Genomic DNA, 17,373 nt, shown 5'->3' on the forward strand with positions numbered 1-17,373 from the left:
GGCCTCACCGGGGAGGCTGCCGGTGCTCCGTCGGGAGCTTCCGCCGGGCCTGTGAAGGCGGGGGCGGCCGCGATCGTCGTGGACGTCAGCGGCAAGGTCCGTGAACCGGGGATCCACCGGCTGCCGGCCGGTTCGCGGGTGGCGGACGCGCTGCACGCGGCGGGCGGGGTGAAACCGGGCACGAACACCGACGGGCTCAACCGCGCCCGGTTCCTCGTGGACGGCGAGCAGGTGATCGTCGGGGGACCGGCTCCCGTCGCGGGACCCGCTGCGGGCGGTACGGCGGCCGGTGGCCCGGCCGGTGCGGCGGCGGGCGGGGTGGCAGCCCCGGCGGCTCCGGTCCCGCTCAACACGGCCACCGCGGACCAGCTCGACACCTTGCCGGGTGTCGGCCCGGTGCTGGCCCAGCACATCATCGACTACCGCACGCAGCACGGCGGCTTCCGTTCCGTGGACGAACTGCGTGAGGTGAACGGCATCGGCGACCGCCGCTTCGCCGACCTGCGGAACCTCGTACGGCCATGAGGAGCCTGTCCGGCCCGCCGTCGCGGCAGGACGAGGCCGCGTCCGGTCTCCGGCCCGCCCGGTCGTCCGTGCACGCTTCCTCCGGCACACGCCTCGGCGCCGCCCGTCCACGCCAGGAAGGCCCGACGGACCTGCGGCTCGTGCCACCGGCCCTCGCGGCCTGGGGCACGGCGGCGCTCCTGCTCGACGCGGCGCCGGAACGGGTCCTCGGCATCGTGATCGGCTGTCTGGTGGCCGTCGGACTGCTGCCGTTGGCCCGGCGACGCCGGACGGCGTCATGGCCGCGGGCCTCGGCCGCCGCCCTGCTGCTGTGCGTCGCCGCGGCTGCCGCCTCGGCCGGGCTGCACGGGGCGGATCTGCGCCGGGGGCCCGTGCCCGGCCTGGCGCGGGAGTACGCGAGGGTTACCGCCGAGGTCGAGCTCACATCGGACCCGCGGCTCACCCGGCCGAGGGCCCGGGGCGATCACGCGGCTCCGACGGCCGTGCTGATCGACGCCGACGTGCGGCGCGTCCAGGAGGCGGGAGGCACGGCGGTGACGACACGGGCACCGGTGCTGCTGATCGTCGACGTGGACGCGGCCCCTCCGGGCCGGACGGCCGGTGGGCGGGGGCCGTCACCGTGGCTCGGCCTGCTGCCGTCGACGCGGCTGCGGGTCAGTGCCCGGCTGGCGCCCGCGATGACGGGCGGCGACCGGATCGCGGCGGTGCTGCGGGTGCGGGACCAGGGCGAACCGGAAGTGGTGGGAGAGCCCTCGGGGCCGCAGCGGCTCGCCGGGCGGCTGCGCGCCGGGCTGCGCGAGGCGACCGACGGACTGCCGGCGGACGCCCGGGCGCTGCTGCCGGGGCTGGTCGTGGGGGACACCTCGCGGATCACCGAGGAGTTGGAGGAGGCGTTCAAGGAGACCGACCTCACACACACGCTGGCCGTGTCCGGTGAGAAGTTCGCGTAGGGGGGTGCGTTACAGGGAGGGAAGATCGTTGCGCGTGAGGGAGGATCAAGGCTCTGAGCTGCGGTTACTCTCCCGCAACCTCGTCGATCAGCTGGAGTATGTCGTCGAGGCGGGTCCGCAGTCGCTCAATCATGAGGATATGGCCGGCGGTCGGAAGCTGGGCGAGATCCTCGGATCGTGCGTAGTCGAGATCGCGGCGGGCGAAGTCGATGCGCGATCGCTGGACATCAGTGAGGGCCCCCAGGGTCTCGCGGGACTGCTCGTCGGTCATGCTGTGCCACCTGCCGGGCGTGCGTGGGGGGACGGGAGGTGTGGGGGGCCGTCCGCAATGGTCATCTGCTTATTGCCGCAGGTCAATAGGGGGATGATCACGTCACCCGAACGGACGTTTTAATCTGCGAAACCTTGCGCGAGGTACGGTTCCCTCCCTCGGCGTGATCATTCAATGTAGGCCAACCCCTACAGACATTCGATCATGAACCCGTAACGGTTGCTGAGTGCCCTCAGCCTCGCCCCCGCCCGACTGGGTCCTCCAGCGACGTCGGCAGGTGGGCGAGCGCATACGCGCCGCAAGGATCCGGGCCAACCTCACACAGGAACGCGTGGCGTTAGCCGCCGAGATCGACCGGCCGTCCGTGGTCCGCATCGAGCAGGGTCAGCAATCCCCCACCCTGGACACCCTCATCCGGCTCGCCGACGCGATCGGTGTGCCCCTCGCCGAGCTGGTGGCGTGATGGGCGGCTGCCCTGGTAAATCCTTGGCACGGGCAGCCGCCCCCTTCGGATGGAAGGCCGACACCGACGAGGGTGTCCCCCTGGCTGGCAGCCAGGAGCTTGGATGAGCGGCCCGTCCCGCAGGGGATTTCCGGGGCGGGCCGCTCGGGAACCGGTGCCGGCGCGATCGGCGACGCACCGGCACCGGGGGTCAGCGCCCCAGGCCGACCGGTGCGGTCTGCCGGGGCACGGCGGGGCGGCAGGGTTCGAGGTGCCTGTAGACCGTGATGCCGGGGCCCGTGGCCACGTCGATGGACTGTTCGTCGTAGGCCTCGCCCTTGCGGATCAGTTCGTCACAGTGGGAGCAGTACTTCACAGCCACCCCCGGCGCAGGAAGAGGCGCAGCAGCGCCTTGCCGGTGTCACAGGTCTTGCTCCCCTTGCACGGCTCGCACTTCTCCAGCGTGTGGTCGAACAGCGCAAGGTACGAGTACTCGCCCACATGGCGCCGACAGCCCCGGGGGAACCAGCGCATCGGCGATGCGGTTCCGTCGACGTCGGCCATGCGCTCGCCGAGGTCTACAGCCATCTCGCCGGTGAGCGGCTCCTCATGGCGGTCCCAGACGCATACGCGGCCCTCGACCTGGGCGTCGGTCAGCGTGGCCAGGTCGGGCACGGCCAGCTCAGCTATGGCCCGTGGGGTGGTCCCTGCGGTGGTGCTGCTCATCTGCTACCCCTCGTGGATCTCGGCCCAGATTTCCGGGACGTCCGTCGTGTCGCAGCTCCCCCACCGATCCGCGCTGGAGAGTGCGGGCATGACGGCCCGCCACGTGGATTGGTCCTGGGGGTCTGGCGCTGCGCTGTGGAAGCGGAGGCGGCCCTCCAGCACGAGCAGGTGGACAGGCTCGTCAAGGGCCCGTTCCAGCGCGGCTCGTAAAGCCGCTGCTCGCAGACTGATAGGCACGACACATCCCCACTCTCGTGCGAGAGAATGACTCTCGTACGAGAGTAGCGAGAGCAGCACTACTCTGTCACGCAGGTCACACAGAAGGGAGGCGGACAGTGAGCAACACCGAGCCGCCGCTGTACCTGCGCGTAGCTGACGAGCTGCGCGCCCTCATCACAACCGGCGAACTCGCACCCGGCGCCCGCCTCCCATCCGTCGCCCAACTCATCCAGCAGTACGGCGGCAGCAACAGCGTTGCCTCACGGGCCTACAAGACCCTCGTGGACGACGGCCTGGTCGTCTCCCGGCACGGCGTCGGCCACTACGTCCGCGGGCCCGAGACACCCGAACTCCTCGTCCGCCAGCACCGACGCCGCAGCGAGGACAGCCCCTTCGCGCAGGGCGCTGCCGAACAGGGCGCGGTCGGGACGTGGCGGCACGAGTCCACCACCGAGCAGGCCAGCGAACCCGTGGCCGCCCGGCTCGGCATCACGACCGGCGACCCGGTCATGCACACCAGCTACGTGTACCTCGCCGACGACCGGCCCGTGCAGCTCGCCGAGTCGTGGGAACCCCTCGCCCTCACCGGGCAATCGCTCGTCGCCCTGCCCGAGGTCGGGCCGTACGCCGGCGTCGGCGTGGCCGCGCGGATGCGGGTCCTCGGCATCGAGGTCGGCGACCCGGTCGAGCGGGTGCGTTCCCGTATGGCCACCCGGCAGGAGGCGCAGGCCCTCGGCATGACCCCACCCGGGCCGGTGCTGTTCGTCGAGCGGACCTACTACGACCAGGCCACCGGCCGCCCGGTAGAGACGGCAGACGTCGTCATGCGCGGAGACCGGTGGGTGGCCATCTACGGGCAGGCGCCGGCAGGGAACTGACTCTGGACATGACGAAGCGGCCCCGCCCTCCCGAAGGAGAACGGGGCCGCTTCACAGTCTCGTCACGGGTACTGGCGGCGGTACGGATCCAGGCCGGCGGACAACAGGCCGCCACCACTGTCGGGTTCGTCCGGAGGCGGGGCGCCGTCACGGCGGCATACGCGGGCGTCAGGGTCCCAGCTGGGAGCCTGGAGGGAGTAGCCGTCGGGGCAGGTCTGGCCGTCCTTGCCGTCCCTGCCGTCCTTGCCGTCGACGCCGTCGCGGCCGTCCTTCCCCGGGGGACCGCTCGGGCCGGGAACTGTCGAGTCAGCGCCTGGTGGACCGGACGGGCCTGGCACGGTCGAGTCAGCACCGTCTCGGCCGGGCGCCCCGTCCTGGCCTGGCTCGCCCGGCGTTCCCGGGGCCCCCGCGCTGCCCGGCTCGCCGTCGGCGCCCGGTGAGCCGTCCTGGCCCGGCCGTCCGGGGTCGCCCTTCTGGCCGGGGATGGGTACGGGCACCTCGGCCCGCTCGGGTAGATCGTCCACGGCCTCAGACGGGTCGGGAGCGACGGGAGTTTGCCCCTCGCTACGCACCTGCGCCCGCAGCTGCCGCACGTCCGTCGCGAGAGTCGAGACGGCCTCGCCACGGCGGTTCGCCTCAGCGACCGCCTCATGCCGTGCGGTCGCCTCGGCGTCGATGCGTCCCCAGATGATGACGACCGCGCCGGACAGGGCGACCAGCCAGCACAGCAGCGCCACCGGGCGCCAACGCCGGGCAAGGGCCCGCTCTGTCCGGGTCACGGATGTCCTCCGGGTGGGATGAGTGCGCGGAGCCGGGCGATCTCCGCTTGGTCAGCGGCCCGGAGTGCGGACAGTTCGGCGAGCTTGGCGTTCAGCTCGGTCCGCTCGGCTTTCAGGGCGTCGCGTTCCTCTTGCAGGTCGTTGGTGAGCGAGCTGTAGCCAGTGACGGCGTTCTCGCCCCGCTTCCCGAGGTACGCCACCACGGCCGCGGCGACTGCGCCTATGCCCACGAGCAGGCTGCCGAGGGTGGTGGCGTCCAAGGTGGCTCCCTACAGGTCGCGCGGCAGAGAGCGGGTCGGGCTGGACGTCGGGCGGTTGGGCACGGCCCAGGTGATGCCCCAGGCGCCGAGGATGGCCAGGACGATGGTGACGCCCTCGCCGGTGGTGACCACGCTGTCCTGTGCGGCGGTGACGGCGGCCGTGGCCCCGGCCGCGACGCCCGCGACGATCGACTTGGCGATGCTGGAGAGTCTCATGGTCAGTCCTTCACGGTGAAGCCGTAGGCGTTGCCCAGGCGTGTCAGGGATTCCTTGCCGAAGTAGCCGTCCGCGGCCTGGCCGGGCTGGCGCCCGCGGAATCCGCAGCGCTCCTGCCACTCCGAGACGGCCGGCCGCGTGCGGGAGCCGAGGGAGCCGTCAACCCACCGCTTCGCGAGCAGGCCCGCCTTGTACAGCGCGGTCTCGACGATGAGGCCCTCGGCCTTGTACGTGGTGCCGCCCTGGGGCAGGCCCGGGTCGCGGCGCTGCGCTGCCTGAATGTGCGCCAGCGAGACGGACGGCTTCTTCGTGCCACCCGGCGCGGGGGCGGCAGGCTTCCCGGCCCGCTTGAGGATCTCGGGCAGCAGCTCGGCGCGGAACTGCGCGGCGCGCTTCTCGCCCGGGCAGGCGGTCCCGGACGGCGACCACTGGGGGAACATGCGGTGGATGCCGTAGCCGGGGTCACTGCCGCTGCGGCACGCCCGCAGGGGGACGGCGTGGGTGCGGTGGGCCCACACGCCGAGGTCGGCCAGGGCGTCGAGCTGCTCGTCCGTCCACGGGTCGGAGGCCTTGGTGTTGGAGGCGGTCTCCACGCTGATCGCGCCGGAGCCGTCCGCGCGCAGGTTGGCCTGATAGTTGGCGTCGGCGCGGGTGGTGGACGACAGGTACTGGCCGAGGCTGCCGTCGAAGTCCACACCGAAGTGGCTTTCGAGCGACGTGCTCTTCGCCCAGTACGCGTACAGGCGGTGCTCGTCCCACGGCGCAACGATGCTGTGAAAGATCATCTGCGTGGGACGGATCGACGGCTGGTCACGGGACTCGGGCTGCAGCTCCAGCCGGACGGCGTTCTTGTACCAGGCCATCAGCTGCTCGCCTCCTGCTCTGTGTTGGAGGCGGCCACGACCGCCCAGTTCTTCGCCTTCCACAGGTCGTCGAGCGCCTTGGTCACCTCCGGCCCGGTCAGCGTCTCGGCGAGACGGTGCGCGAGGGCATGGAACGGCCTGCTCACCTCCTGGAGGTGTGCAGGGAGGTGGTCGAAGCGGAAGTTGCCGAGCATCTGGGCTGTCGCGGGGTGGATCGTTGCGGCCATGAGGCCTCCAGACATGAGAAAGGCCCCGGCCAAACGGCACGGGGCAGGAAACGATCAGGATCTAGACGAGGATGAAGTCGGCGTGCAGGCGCAGGTTCGCCCCCTGGCCCGTAGGCGCCGTGGCGTCCCCCCGGATCAACGAGCCGTTGGACGTGCGCAGCGTGCACACACCGTCGTTACCGATGACGAACCCGCCGCCGGCAGTCCCGTCGTCCCACGAGCCGTTGAGCGTGCCGTTGTTCGGCCGCCACCCCACGGGCACCGTGCAGACGGCGGTGTCGGGCACGTTGCCGCCAGTCACGGCGATGTCCGCGCCGGTGCGGTGCATGTAGATGTCCAGCGTGACGTTCTTCCCCGAGCGCTGCCCACGGAAGTCGTTGACGGCGAACCCGGTGGCGGCGACGAGCCCAGCATCGGTGGTCACCGCGTCGACGCCGTCGTTCAGCCTCCCGGCCGTGATCAGCATTCCCGGCTGCCACAGGGTCACAGCAGGCCTCCTAGAGAGCGACGATGGTGGGCTTGGCGAGACGGACGTCCGTCCCCGCCGGGTGGGCCTTGACGATGCCGTTCCGGCTGCGGGCCACAGAGAACCGCTGCGGGTTCACGATCTGGACGTTGTCGAACCGGATCTGAGGGTTGACCGCCGTGCTGCCGGTGTTCGCGAAGGACCTGGTACCGATGCCGGCCGCGGCCGACAGCGCCGAATCGGTCGCCTGGACCTGCCAGGTCTTCGGCTCCGGACTGGTCGCAAGCCACACCTTCGCCCGCAGTGTCGTGCCCTGCGCCTGGAGACGGATTCGGTAGAACGTGCCCGCCGTGTGCGTCAGTCCACTGGTGAAGGTGGCCAGCTGCGTCTCGACGTTCGCCACCCGCTTGCGCAGGGTCAGCACGATTCCGGCGGCCGTGGTGAAGTCGATTCTGGCGCCATACCAGTTGGCGTTGTCGGCTGCGCGGATGACCGGGCCACCGAACAGGCTCGCCCCGGCAGCCACGACCGAGGTGGCGACGTCGATGTACAAGTCGACGTCCGGGCCCGGCGCCGGCACAAGGGTGAGGTGCGCGATGCCCGTGGCCGGCTGCGCGACAGCGCCGTAGCCGGATCCGACGGAGAAGTCCGCGGCGTTGCCCACGGTGCTCCAGGCCTGCCCGGAGTCCGCCGTCCCCCAGCCGCCCGCCATGGTCCGGCCGAAGGCGTCCCGCACCGAATCCGCGATTGCCGTAGCCGTCATCACCTCCCCGCCCGCCTGGATGTCCATCGGAAAGTCGAACGGGCTGCCGCCCGCCGGCCGAAGCGTGACCTGGTGCGCCCACAGCACATCCGCGGACGGCGGGAAGTTGGACACCGTCGGGGCAGCGTTCGCGGTGAGCGCTCCGGCCGGCGCCGTGGCGGTCAGCTCGAACCACGTCCACGTGTCGGCCGTGACCGTGATTCCGTTGGCGCTGGTCGACAGGTATGAGCCGCCCGCCTGGAACCAGTTGAGGTTGAGGTTCACGGTCCTGCTCGTGGCGCAGCGGAGCCAACCGGACACCACGTACTGCTGACCTGCGGTGACCGGCACCGTCGCGCTGCCCGCGTTCGGGAACTGCGCCACTCCATCGGGGGTGAACCGCATGGCCCACGCGCCCTGGAAGGGCTTCGGCTCTGGCGCGGCCACGCGCTCGATGACGCCCCCGTTGCCGAACCAGCCCGACAGGTCGGTCGCGAAATCGGGGTTGGTGTTCAGCGCCGGGTTGGCGCTGATCCACACGGGCTCGACGGGGGTGTCCACGTACACGCTGGTGTCCGTCGTCCCGATCGCCGCGGCGGTGCGGGACAGGTCGGTGTCAGCCCGGGCACGCTCCGGGTCCTCAACCGCTCCCACCTCCCACGGGGCGCCAGGCGTGCAGTTGTACACGATGTCCCACTGGAACTCCGACGCCCAGGTCTCCTCGTAGCCCTCCACGATCAGCTCGATGTCGCCGGGGGCGAGCCACCGGGGCGGATTCCGGATGACGATCTTGTCGCCGACATCGGTGGCGAGGATCTGTTCCGCCAGCTCGGGCGCTTGGTGCACCATCACGTGCACCTGCGGATAGCGGCGCCCCTCGTACGTGCCCAGGTGCAGCCGCCAGTAGGCCTGCGGGCCGGCCTGCTCGTCGTCGTGCAGGTTCAGCGTGACCGATGTGTCGTACGGGCCGACCCCGTTCGGCGGCGCCTGTACCGACAGCGCCCCCTCTTCAAGGACCGCGCGTGCCGACGAGCCGCCCGTGCGGGAGACCGTGACGTCGTTCGCCGTGGCGTCGTCGTCTCCGGTCGGCTCCAGCGGGGGCGCCAGCCCGGGCGCGGCGTAGTCCAGCACGAGGGCCGGACGCTGGTTGTACATGCCGGCGCGGTCCCGGTAGCGCAGCGCGGGCCGCTCGCGGTCCTCGTAGAGGATCCCGCCGTCGGCGTCGGCCGCGTCCTGGAGCAGGTTGAGGATCGCGTCCGGGCGCTGCGGCCCGACCGGTTCCTGCTCGGCCACGACACCGCACACGGTCAGTGGCAGGTTCTCCTCGGCGGCCAGGCGGCGCATGCGCTCGCCCGACGTCTCGCCCGTCCATGCCTCGATGGCGCCCTGGTAGGCGGTGAATCCGTTACCGCCTACCCAGGGCGCCCACGCGGAGATGTGCCCGAGCGCCAGGCCGTCGAGGTTGGAGGAGTAGCCGTCGGGTGGGGAAGCGACGGCCGTTGGGCGGCCGACGGTCCCGGCGAAGGTGCCGCTGGCTGCGCCGGCGTCTCCGCCGACGTCGGTGAAGATGAGCTGCCAGTCGACGTTGGCGCCGTCCTGGTTCACCTCGAACCGGACCTGGATCCACTGGCCGAAGAGGTCCGGGCCGGTCGCGAAGTTGTTGCTGAACACCGTGGTGCCGTCGTCGTCCTTGCCGATGATGCGGATCTCGGTGTCGCGCTGCTGGATGTACCACTCGCGCACCGTGCCCGTGGACAGGATCCGCATGTAGGTGTTCAGCGTGGTGTTGGCCTGGTCGAGGCGGTAGATCCACTGCACCTGCCACGACGTCTGTGCCGTGGCCGGGGCCGGAATCCGGCCGTACATCATGGGCAGTTCGCCGCCACCCGACGCGAGCACCGGCAGCGGGTTCGATGAGGGCAGACTGTCCGCGCTCGCCCAGTCCACGCGCGACAAGGACAACGGCCGGACACCAGCGATCGGCGACGCCGCCTGGGTGGCGGTCTGCCCGTCCTCCATCGGCCAGTACGCCAGCGGCCCGTACGACGGGATACGGCGGCGCAGCGTGGAGTCCAGGGCCTTGGTGCCGCGGCCGAGGCGGCGCAGAATGCCCGCAGTCTGGGCCTCCACCCACACGTGCTTACCGGAGGGGTGCCAGCGGGTCGGGTACGCGGCCAACTCGTGCGAGAGCCGCGTGCGGCGGTTGGTGATGGAGGCACCCCCGTTCACCGTCCACGTGCGGCCCGCCGAGTCCACGAACGAGGCGGTGCCGGGCGCCTGCGCGGTGAAATCGGGCGCGGCGACGACCACACCGTTGATCCCGTTGCGTACTTCCGCCTTGTGGATGCGCCCCAGAGCCTCGGTAAACACGAAGTCCGTGGCGTCCCCGACCTTCAGCGCGGTGGCGGTGTTGGCGATCGAGGTGGTGCCGGCCTGCACGACCGGAGAGCCGAGCTGTGTCCAGGGCCCGTCCAGCCCGGGCGCGGTGTAGAAGGTGATCGTCCTGCCTGCGGCGCCGTTGTCGACGTCCAGCGTGGCTCGCAGCGCCAGGCGCCCGCCGGCCGGGATGGGCAGGGGCACGGACTGGGCGTTCAGGATGGCCGTGCCGTCCTGCGACCACCGGAACAGCAGCGTGTCGTTCAGGGTGCCCAGCAGCCAGGACCGGCCCGAACCGCTGTACTTGGCGAACAGGTCGAAGATGCCGGTGGTGCCCGGGAGGGGCTGCAACCAGTTCAGCAGGGTGAGGTCCACGCGGACGTCGATGTCGCCCGTGATGTCGAGGGCGGCGGCGTCAGGGGTGGACGCGTCGCCGCCGTTCTCGGGGATCTCCAGGAACGTGGGGCCGGACCGCAGCGAGAGCCGGAAGGGCGTGTTCCTGCCGAACTGGCCGTAGTACGGGCCCATGGGGTTGTCGGGGGAATACCTCCCGTCGGTGTTGTTGAGCAGGGGCCGCAGGTCGGACGGGTCCACGCGGGCACCCTGGTCCTGGCGCCCGCGCGTGTGCGTCAGTGCCTGCCGTTTGAGGATCTTGCCGGTGGCGTCCACCCACACGCCGCCGATGTGCAGCTCACCGCGCAGGTTCAGCTCCACGGCGTCCCCCTTACTTCCGTCCTCGCCCGAAGGTCTTCTGCACGTCGCCGCCGCCCTTGACTGAGACGACCTCGCGGATGATGTGCGTCAGGAGCATCTCGACCCGGCCAGCCGATCCGGGCCGGACCTCCAGCACGATCGGCTCCCGCCGCCCCACACCACTCAGCGCCACCCCGCCCGGCATCGCGCCAACACCGGGTGCGGCCAGGTCCGGCACGGCCGGAGCGGGCAGGCTGTCCATGACCTTGCGCAGGTACGGCAGCTGGTCCGTGATGCCGCGGCCGAAGTCGCCCGCGAGCGCCCGGCCGGAGTGCAGCGTGTAGCCCTTGCCCGAGAACGGGCCTTCCTTCGCGGGGCTGAACGGGAAGAAGTTCCGGGCGGCGGACACGACGCCGCTCGCCGCGTTCTTCACGCTGCCGAGCATGCTCTTGATGCCGTTGATGAAGCCCTGGATGAGCGCGCGGCCCGCACCGCGCAGCAGCCCGCCGAGGTTGCCCAGTGCCGACCGTGCCCGCCCGGGCAAACCCCGCACCAGAGACACGAACGCGACCGCCTTCTCAGCCGCGACCTGGCGGAAGCGCGTGAAGGCGTTCGAGGCGGCCGACCGCAGGGTGCCCGCGAGTCCGGCGATCGCCGAGCCGACCCGGCGCGGCAGCCCAGTCATCCAGGCCACCAGTTCGAGGTTCTTGCGGATCGCCCAGTCCTTCGCGGCCCCGAACCAGCCCGCGACCTTGCCCGGGATCTTCGACAGCCAGTTGATCGCCGCCATGATCCCGTCGACCGCGGCCAGAATCGCGACCTTCACCGCCGCCCACACGGCCTGCACGACCGCCCGGAAGGTCTCCGACTTCTGGTAGGCGACGACGACGATGGCGACCAGGGCCACGATCGCGGCGATGACCAGGCCGACTGGGTTCATCATCATCACGGTGTTGAGGAGCCCTTGCGCGATCGCCCAGCCGCGCGTGACGGCCGCGGCGATCCGCGTGTACAGCGTGTAGGCCTTGACCGCCAAGCCGATCGCTACGAACCCGGTAGCGATGCCCGTCAGCACGCCCGGGGGAATCGTGTTGATCAGCGTCGCGAGCCCAACCGCGATCGTGGCCGTGATCCCGATCAGCGGAGACAGCGCCGAGACCACCTGAAGCGCCGCAGACGCCAGCGTGCCGAGCGTCTGGCCACCCTCGCGCGCCAGCTGCATGAAGGTCGCGAAGCCCTGACTATCGCCCAGCGACGAGCCCCAGTTCGCGAAGGCGGCCGTCATCTTGACCAGGCCGCCGGTCATGCCGTCCGAGACCGGCAGGAACGCCCCGAGCAGCCCGCCGAACCCCACCGCCAGGTTCTTGATCACCTGGAGGAAGTTCGACAGCGCGGGCCCGGCGGCGGCCGCCATGTCGGCGGCCCACTCTTTGAAGCCTGCGGACTTGACCCCGGCTCCGACCTCGTCGAGGAAGCCGGAGAACGCGGATGCCGCCGCCTTCACGAACGGAGTGAGCGTGGGCAGCAGCCCCCGAAGGATCTGGATGCCCTTGGTGAAAACCGGCATCGTCGTGCCGCTCAGGCCATCGGACCAGGCCTTGAAGTCCCCCTTGAGGCCGACGAACGCCCGGGCGGTCTCCTGCGTGGCCGGCGGCAACTGCTTGAGGGCGTCGGTGTACGCCTTCTGTTTCTCCGCAGCGTCAGCAGCCCCGGAGGCAGCAGCCTTCTGCGCCTCCTCGGCCAGCGTCGCAACGTCTTGAACAGCCGTCCACTGCTGGCCCGCAGCCAGGGTGAACGCCTTCACAGCGATGCCCGCGGCGGCTGCACCGGCTGCAATACCGCCGAGCGCGGCCCCCACCGCAGCGACCGCGGGCACTCCCACGCCGAGAGCAGCGACCGCCGCACCGACCGCCCGCACGGCCGGCGCCGCCAGCTCCGCATGCGCGCGGATGCCGTCGGCCAGGCCCCGGCCGGCCGCCTCGCCTTCGGAGATGAACCGGCCGCGGATGTCCCGCAGGCGGCCGTCGGTGTCGCGCTGGAGGCCGCGCATGCGCAGCCGGGCCGCGTCCAGACCCCGCGTGAACCCGGAGTCGTCGGCCCGGATGAAACCGACCAGCTCCCCGATGGTCAGGGCCACGATGCACCCCCCATCGGCGCCCGCCGGGCGCGCTATTCAGTTGTCGTGCTGATCACCGGTGCAGGGCCGCCCGGATCTGGGCGTCGTCGTCGATGACGGACACGAAGTCCTTGGAGACCTGCCGCCATACGGCGTCGCCGCTGAGGCCGCTGAGCAGGCTGTAGAAGCGGCGCCGGGTCAGGCGCGCGATGTCTTCCGGCTTGAGCTGGTACTCCCGCTGGAAGTCCGCTTCGATCGCCCACCACCAGCGGCGGACGGCTTCGCGGGTGCGCTCCTGCGTGCCGCTCGGTTCGGCCCCTTCGGGCCCACCGTTTTTCCCTCGCCGCCACCGCTCCGAACCAGCTCCAGCGCCTCACCGAAGGACAGGTCCCTGCCACCGGCCTGCGCCATGCCCCACGTGAGCACGGTCTGGAACTCCGTGGCTCCCATCCCGGCCTGCACCCACTCGGCCATGACGTCAGCGCCGAAGAGGAGCTCGACCAGCTCGGCAACGTCCTCTTCCCTCTCGGAGTCGCGCAGCTCCTCGATGCGCCGCTCCATCGCCAGCGGCATATCCGTGGGCACCTGCACCTCGACGCCGCGGATGACCTCCGTACGGCCGCCGGACACCTCGGCCCAGAACGCGTCCCACGTCTCGTGCCCAGCAGCCGTGGGCCTGCGTGCGGGGCTCATACCTTGGCCACCGTGGTGTTCGCGCCGGAGCGGGTGAACGTCGCCGACCACGACGTCTTGTCGTTGTTGCCGCCGCCCTCGTCGCCGAGGTTGACGTGCGCCGTCCACACCTGCCAGTTCGCGTCGTCCTTGTGCGCGAACCGGACCCGGCCGAGGGAGTCCTCACCGAGCCGCTCCGACAGGGCCTCCACCATCGCCTGACCCGGGTCCAGCGCGCCCGTGACGTCGTCCCGCAGCCGAAAGCCCTCGATCTCCAGCTGCTTGCCGAGCTGCATCTTCTGCGACTCAGCCTGGCCCTCGGACGCGAAGGTCGTGGTGTCGGTCGTCTCCTCCTCGTGGCTCTTGGAGAAGGTGTTGATCCCGTCGATCAGGATCCACGTGTTGGGCGTCGCGAAGTCCTCGATTTCGAACTCCACGTCGCGCGCGTTGTACTTCTGCAACGCCATGGGGGCGCCTCCTTCGGGCATGACGAACTGCCCGCAGCGCTGCCGCCCGGGCTACAGGTGAGGTGGGTCAGATGCGGTGCGCGGAGACGTTCCTGATCTCCATGCGGAAGTTGCAGACGTGCTCGTGCCGGCCGTTCTCGTCGCGCCCTAGAGAGGCGGGGCCGCCCTGGAGCGCGATGGACAGGATCAGCCGGGTGCCGTCCGGCAGCGTGACCGGACCGAGGCCGTGCATCTCGTCACGGATCGCCTTGCAGCGCTCCCGGGACACGCGCGGGTCGCTGGTGCCGCGCACGCGGACCTGCACGCGGGGCTCGTCGTAGCCGAGCTTCGCGTCCGGCTCGCGGGCGTCGTCGTACGCGGTCAGTACGACCGCTTCGTCCGGCGTCTGCGGCATGGCGTCGAGGAAGCAGTCCCCGCCCGGGCCCGTGAGGTCGTAGGTGAGCAGGCTCTTGTTCTGGAGGTGGCGGGCGAGGCCGTCCAGGAGGTCAGCCACGCAGCCACCTCCGCAGCGGTACGGCCATCAGCCGCAGCATGACGTCCTGGGAGTCGTTTATGGCGCTCTCCAGGTACTTCGCGCGCCGCCCGGGCAGATGCTTCCAGGTCAGCTCTTCGTGCTGGCGCCGGGCGTAGATCGTGTCGTAGGAGATCGAGCCGTTCAGGCCGTCGACGTCGACCTTCCCGGACCGCTCCAGCGTGCCCTCGTCCAGCGGCACTCGGGAGTTGGAGACACCGAGGGTGAACTCCAGGGCCTCGCGCAGTCCCTCAGAGGCGAGGCGCCGACCCCGGGAGGTCCACAGGCGGCTGCCCTGCCACTGCATCCGCGTGTACTGCGTCATAGGAGCTGCACCTCCAGGTGGTCCGGGAGCGGCAGCCCGCCGCCGTCGTGCCGTGCCTGGTCGATGACGGTCGTCTTGCGGCCGTCAGGCAGCGTGACGCGGGACTCCGGCGGGGCGTCGACGACGTCCAGGCGGCAGAAGAACCGTGAGGAGCTGACGACCTCGCGGCCGTCCGGGGCACGCACGAGCCGGTTCTTCTCCTCGAGGAAGCACCGCACCGTCACCGGGGCGCCGTACAGCGCACCAACGGCGCTGTTGCCCTCGTACGGCTCCACGGTCACCTGGTGGCGCAGCCACATGCCGGGGAGCTTCACCAGGTCACCACCGCTCCCAGCTGGAAGATGTCGCAGGTCAGATCGGCGGAGCCGAGGACGTCGCCCACCGCCGGGGCGATGTCGCGCGCCGGGGAGGCGTTGCCCGAGACGTTGGTGACCGACCGGGACAGCTGCGCGGAGCCGAGCGAGACGCTGCCCCATCCGGCCGCGGCTGCCCCGGTGGAGTCGCCGATCTCGTCGAACCACTCGGACTGGGCGCAGGTTGCTTCCCGGAAGGCCTGCCGCACCGTGGCGTTCGAGGGGTAACCGTCGGCGTCCACCTCGTACCAGCACAGCCGGAAGACGTTCGCCTCCAGGAACCTGGAGGCCTTCGCCAGAAGCGCGTCGATGTCCGACGGCGGGGCCTGCCCGGTGAACTCCTGGTAGTCCGCCGATGTGGCGTAGATCCTGGCCACCGGGCACCCCCTCGCTACTCGGTGGAGCCGTACTGCTCGATGAGCTGGTCCTTGGTCAGCTCATCGAGGCCGCCCGTCTCCGGGTCGACGGCCTGGGCATAGGTGAGCCACTCGGCCTTGGACGCGGAACGGGCCGGAGGCTTGATCTCCTCCGGCCCGTTGCCGCTTCCCTCACCATCCCCAGGCGGGTCCTGCTCCCCCTCGTCGGGGGCGTTCACCAGCTGCACGCCGTAGAAGTCGGCGTCCAGGGCGCCCAGCTCGTCGGCCAGGGCCTTGTCATCGGTCTCGAACCGGCCGTCGACGAACCGGACCTTGCCCGACGGGCAGTGCACCTGGAGCTGCTGGTACTTGTCGTTACGGAACTCGTACGTCATCAGATGTCCTCTCGGGGTCAGGCCGTGGCCAGGCCGGTGATCTTGCCGTGTGCGCGCTCGTTGCCGTAGTACAGCCCGACCTCGCCGTACAGCTGCGTGCGGTCCTTCGCGCCCGTCCGCGCGAGCGGCTCCGCGAAGAAATGCCCCTTGCCGGGGATCTCCTGGAACACCGGCATGCACTGCTCCAGTGACGCCACCGCGACCGCGTCGGCCGGCATGTGCCGGTCCAGCATGATGTTGAGCGTGCCGAAGTCGGTCTCGATCGTCTGGACGCGGACGCCACCGACGGTGCGGGACGCCTCCTCATAGTTCTTGTCCGTGATGAAGATCTTCGTCAGGGCCCGCTTCTGGACGCTGCCGCAGATCAGGGTCGCGGTGTCCGACTCCTGGATGCCGCCGTTGTCCCACACCGACTGGAGCAGGTCCAGGACCATGTCCTCCGTCAGGGCGACAGCCCCACCAGCCACCACGTTCGTGACGATCGCTTCCAGCAGGCCGCGCGTCTGCCGGGCGACCGTGTTGTCCGCCGGCTTGTTGTACACGCCGCGCAGGAAGCTGTACTCGATGTCGCGGACCATCTGCTTGAGCATCTGCTCGATCTGCCAGTCCGCCTCGTTGGTCACGGGGTTGGACTCGGCGTTGTTGATGCCCGACTTCGCCTGCACCGCGGCGAGCTTGGTGTAGGACACCTCCACCGTCTCGTGGTGGATCTGCACGATGTTGTCGACGTTCGCCCGCACCCGCTCCTGGCCGGTCGGCGCGTCCGCGCCCTCCAGCTTCGCGTTCTGGCCGGCGGCGCGCAGGTCGTACGTCTGCCACTCGAACTCGATGCTGTTGGTCTGTCCGCCGCCGGTCAGGCCGCCGATCGCGCTGAAGAACGGCGTGTCGGCCGGGGTGAGGCTGTGGAGGATGCCCGTGTAGTTGGGCAGGTTGTACGTCGTGCCGAGCCCGGTGATACCGGCCATGGCCACTCTCCTTCAGGGGTGATGGGGCGCGGCCACAGCCGGGCCCGGGTCTACTGCTGCGCGGCGAGGCCGGGCAGCTTGGAGCTCTCCAGGCGCATGACCTGGCGCCAGTTGCCGTCGGCCTTGGCCTGGGCGATCTGCTGGTCGAGGGTCGGGGCCTGGTGGCCGGAGCCGCCGCCGAGGTCGCCGCCGGATCGGCCGGGGCCCTTGGCGGGGGCGAGCTTGGAGAACTTGTCGACGGCGGCCTTGATGGCCTTGTCGTCGACCGCGCCGTCCTTGTCGAGGAACTTCGAGACGTCGATGAACTCGGCGAACTCGCTGAGGTCGACGCCCGCCCGTGCGGCTGTGGCTTCGAGCCGGGCCTGAGCGATCTGCGGCGCAGCCTCGGAGAGAGCGGCCGTGCGGCCCTGCTTCTCCGCTGCAGCTACGGCTTTCTCCTGCTCGGTCATCTGGGCGGCCTTGAGCTGCTCCAGCTGGTCGGCGGCGCTCTTGTTGTCCTTGGCGCGCTGCTCCCACTTGCGTGCCTCGGCCTTCCAGTCCGGCTCAGCACCGCCCGTGGGGGGCGTGGGGGCCGGAGGAG

The 17,373-nt window shown here is 70.8% G+C and carries 22 protein-coding genes and 2 pseudogenes; 4 read left to right on the forward strand and 20 right to left on the reverse strand.

What is annotated here, in order from left to right:
* Together C1J00_RS20840 and C1J00_RS20845 are read left to right on the forward strand one after the other, a co-directional pair.
* On the forward strand, positions 1-525 hold a 525-nt coding region (locus tag C1J00_RS20840), incomplete at its 5' end, for a ComEA family DNA-binding protein (protein WP_245936431.1).
* Positions 522-1,460, forward strand: a pseudogene (locus C1J00_RS20845) (ComEC/Rec2 family competence protein); the annotation flags it as partial. The gene C1J00_RS20840 and the pseudogene C1J00_RS20845, both read left to right, overlap by 4 nt.
* A 79-nt stretch (positions 1,461-1,539) precedes the next feature.
* Here the strand turns inward: C1J00_RS20845 and C1J00_RS20850 are convergent.
* Positions 1,540-1,746 carry a hypothetical protein gene (locus C1J00_RS20850; RefSeq protein WP_102910583.1) on the reverse strand — a complete coding sequence of 69 codons (207 nt, stop codon included), beginning with the start codon at positions 1,744-1,746 and terminating at the stop codon, positions 1,540-1,542.
* Positions 1,747-1,972: 226 nt separating this feature from the next.
* Between C1J00_RS20850 and C1J00_RS20855 the strand changes: the two genes are divergently transcribed.
* Complete coding sequence (locus C1J00_RS20855) at positions 1,973-2,209, forward strand: helix-turn-helix domain-containing protein (RefSeq protein ID WP_102910584.1); 237 nt, start codon at positions 1,973-1,975, stop codon at positions 2,207-2,209.
* 190 nt (positions 2,210-2,399) lie between these two features.
* Here C1J00_RS20855 and C1J00_RS45340 read toward each other — a convergent pair whose 3' ends face one another.
* Entirely contained in the window at positions 2,400-2,564 is a 165-nt protein-coding gene (locus tag C1J00_RS45340) for a hypothetical protein (RefSeq protein WP_219728366.1), read from the reverse strand.
* The gene (locus C1J00_RS20860) at positions 2,561-2,914 is read right to left on the reverse strand and encodes a hypothetical protein (protein WP_146046218.1); all 354 of its coding nucleotides are present in this window, start codon (positions 2,912-2,914) and stop codon (positions 2,561-2,563) included. The genes C1J00_RS45340 and C1J00_RS20860 overlap by 4 nt, the downstream gene beginning before the upstream one ends.
* Positions 2,915-3,249: 335 nt before the next feature.
* On the opposite strand from C1J00_RS20860, the gene C1J00_RS20865 reads away from it, so the two are divergent.
* Positions 3,250-4,011 (forward strand): GntR family transcriptional regulator, encoded by a 762-nt coding sequence (locus C1J00_RS20865; protein ID WP_102910586.1) that lies wholly within the window; start codon positions 3,250-3,252, stop codon positions 4,009-4,011.
* Between the two features lie 62 nt (positions 4,012-4,073).
* Here C1J00_RS20865 and C1J00_RS20870 read toward each other — a convergent pair whose 3' ends face one another.
* The 17 genes and pseudogenes from C1J00_RS20870 to C1J00_RS45350 all read right to left on the reverse strand — a co-directional run.
* Positions 4,074-4,790 carry a collagen-like domain-containing protein gene (locus tag C1J00_RS20870; protein ID WP_102910587.1) on the reverse strand — a complete coding sequence of 239 codons (717 nt, stop codon included), beginning with the start codon at positions 4,788-4,790 and terminating at the stop codon, positions 4,074-4,076.
* Positions 4,787-5,050, reverse strand: a complete 264-nt coding sequence (locus C1J00_RS20875) for a hypothetical protein (protein WP_102910588.1) — start codon at positions 5,048-5,050, stop codon at positions 4,787-4,789. Before C1J00_RS20875 ends, C1J00_RS20870 begins: the two co-directional genes overlap by 4 nt.
* A 9-nt stretch (positions 5,051-5,059) precedes the next feature.
* On the reverse strand, positions 5,060-5,266 hold the full coding sequence (locus C1J00_RS20880; protein WP_102910589.1) for a hypothetical protein: 207 nt from the start codon (positions 5,264-5,266) through the stop codon (positions 5,060-5,062).
* Between the two features lie 2 nt (positions 5,267-5,268).
* A complete protein-coding gene (locus C1J00_RS20885) occupies positions 5,269-6,129 on the reverse strand; it encodes a peptidoglycan recognition protein family protein (RefSeq protein WP_102910590.1) in 861 nt (286 codons plus the stop codon).
* A complete protein-coding gene (locus C1J00_RS20890) occupies positions 6,129-6,356 on the reverse strand; it encodes a hypothetical protein (RefSeq protein ID WP_102910591.1) in 228 nt (75 codons plus the stop codon). The genes C1J00_RS20885 and C1J00_RS20890 overlap by 1 nt, the downstream gene beginning before the upstream one ends.
* A gap of 61 nt (positions 6,357-6,417) precedes the next feature.
* Complete coding sequence (locus tag C1J00_RS20895; RefSeq protein ID WP_102910592.1) at positions 6,418-6,843, reverse strand: hypothetical protein; 426 nt, start codon at positions 6,841-6,843, stop codon at positions 6,418-6,420.
* Between the two features lie 10 nt (positions 6,844-6,853).
* Positions 6,854-10,654, reverse strand: coding sequence for a hypothetical protein (locus C1J00_RS20900; protein ID WP_102910593.1), 3,801 nt, complete (start codon positions 10,652-10,654; stop codon positions 6,854-6,856).
* A 10-nt stretch (positions 10,655-10,664) separates the two neighbouring features.
* Complete coding sequence (locus tag C1J00_RS20905) at positions 10,665-12,683, reverse strand: hypothetical protein (RefSeq protein WP_146046219.1); 2,019 nt, start codon at positions 12,681-12,683, stop codon at positions 10,665-10,667.
* A gap of 264 nt (positions 12,684-12,947) precedes the next feature.
* On the reverse strand, positions 12,948-13,442 hold the full coding sequence (locus C1J00_RS20910) for a hypothetical protein (RefSeq protein WP_102910595.1): 495 nt from the start codon (positions 13,440-13,442) through the stop codon (positions 12,948-12,950).
* Complete coding sequence (locus C1J00_RS20915) at positions 13,439-13,888, reverse strand: phage tail tube protein (RefSeq protein ID WP_102910596.1); 450 nt, start codon at positions 13,886-13,888, stop codon at positions 13,439-13,441. Before C1J00_RS20915 ends, C1J00_RS20910 begins: the two co-directional genes overlap by 4 nt.
* 67 nt (positions 13,889-13,955) lie before the next feature.
* Positions 13,956-14,381, reverse strand: a complete 426-nt coding sequence (locus C1J00_RS20920; RefSeq protein ID WP_102910597.1) for a minor capsid protein — start codon at positions 14,379-14,381, stop codon at positions 13,956-13,958.
* Positions 14,374-14,724, reverse strand: coding sequence for a hypothetical protein (locus tag C1J00_RS20925; RefSeq protein WP_102910598.1), 351 nt, complete (start codon positions 14,722-14,724; stop codon positions 14,374-14,376). Before C1J00_RS20925 ends, C1J00_RS20920 begins: the two co-directional genes overlap by 8 nt.
* Positions 14,721-15,038 carry a hypothetical protein gene (locus C1J00_RS20930; RefSeq protein ID WP_245936432.1) on the reverse strand — a complete coding sequence of 106 codons (318 nt, stop codon included), beginning with the start codon at positions 15,036-15,038 and terminating at the stop codon, positions 14,721-14,723. Before C1J00_RS20930 ends, C1J00_RS20925 begins: the two co-directional genes overlap by 4 nt.
* Positions 15,035-15,454, reverse strand: coding sequence for a hypothetical protein (locus C1J00_RS45345; protein ID WP_180989628.1), 420 nt, complete (start codon positions 15,452-15,454; stop codon positions 15,035-15,037). The genes C1J00_RS20930 and C1J00_RS45345 overlap by 4 nt, the downstream gene beginning before the upstream one ends.
* 14 nt (positions 15,455-15,468) lie before the next feature.
* Entirely contained in the window at positions 15,469-15,828 is a 360-nt protein-coding gene (locus C1J00_RS20935; protein WP_102910599.1) for a hypothetical protein, read from the reverse strand.
* A gap of 17 nt (positions 15,829-15,845) precedes the next feature.
* Positions 15,846-16,793 (reverse strand): SU10 major capsid protein, encoded by a 948-nt coding sequence (locus C1J00_RS20940; protein ID WP_102910600.1) that lies wholly within the window; start codon positions 16,791-16,793, stop codon positions 15,846-15,848.
* Between the two features lie 50 nt (positions 16,794-16,843).
* Positions 16,844-17,373, reverse strand: a pseudogene (locus tag C1J00_RS45350) (hypothetical protein); the annotation flags it as partial.

Origin of the sequence: Streptomyces cahuitamycinicus (assembly GCF_002891435.1) — a bacterium.
Lineage (GTDB): Bacteria > Actinomycetota > Actinomycetes > Streptomycetales > Streptomycetaceae > Streptomyces > Streptomyces cahuitamycinicus.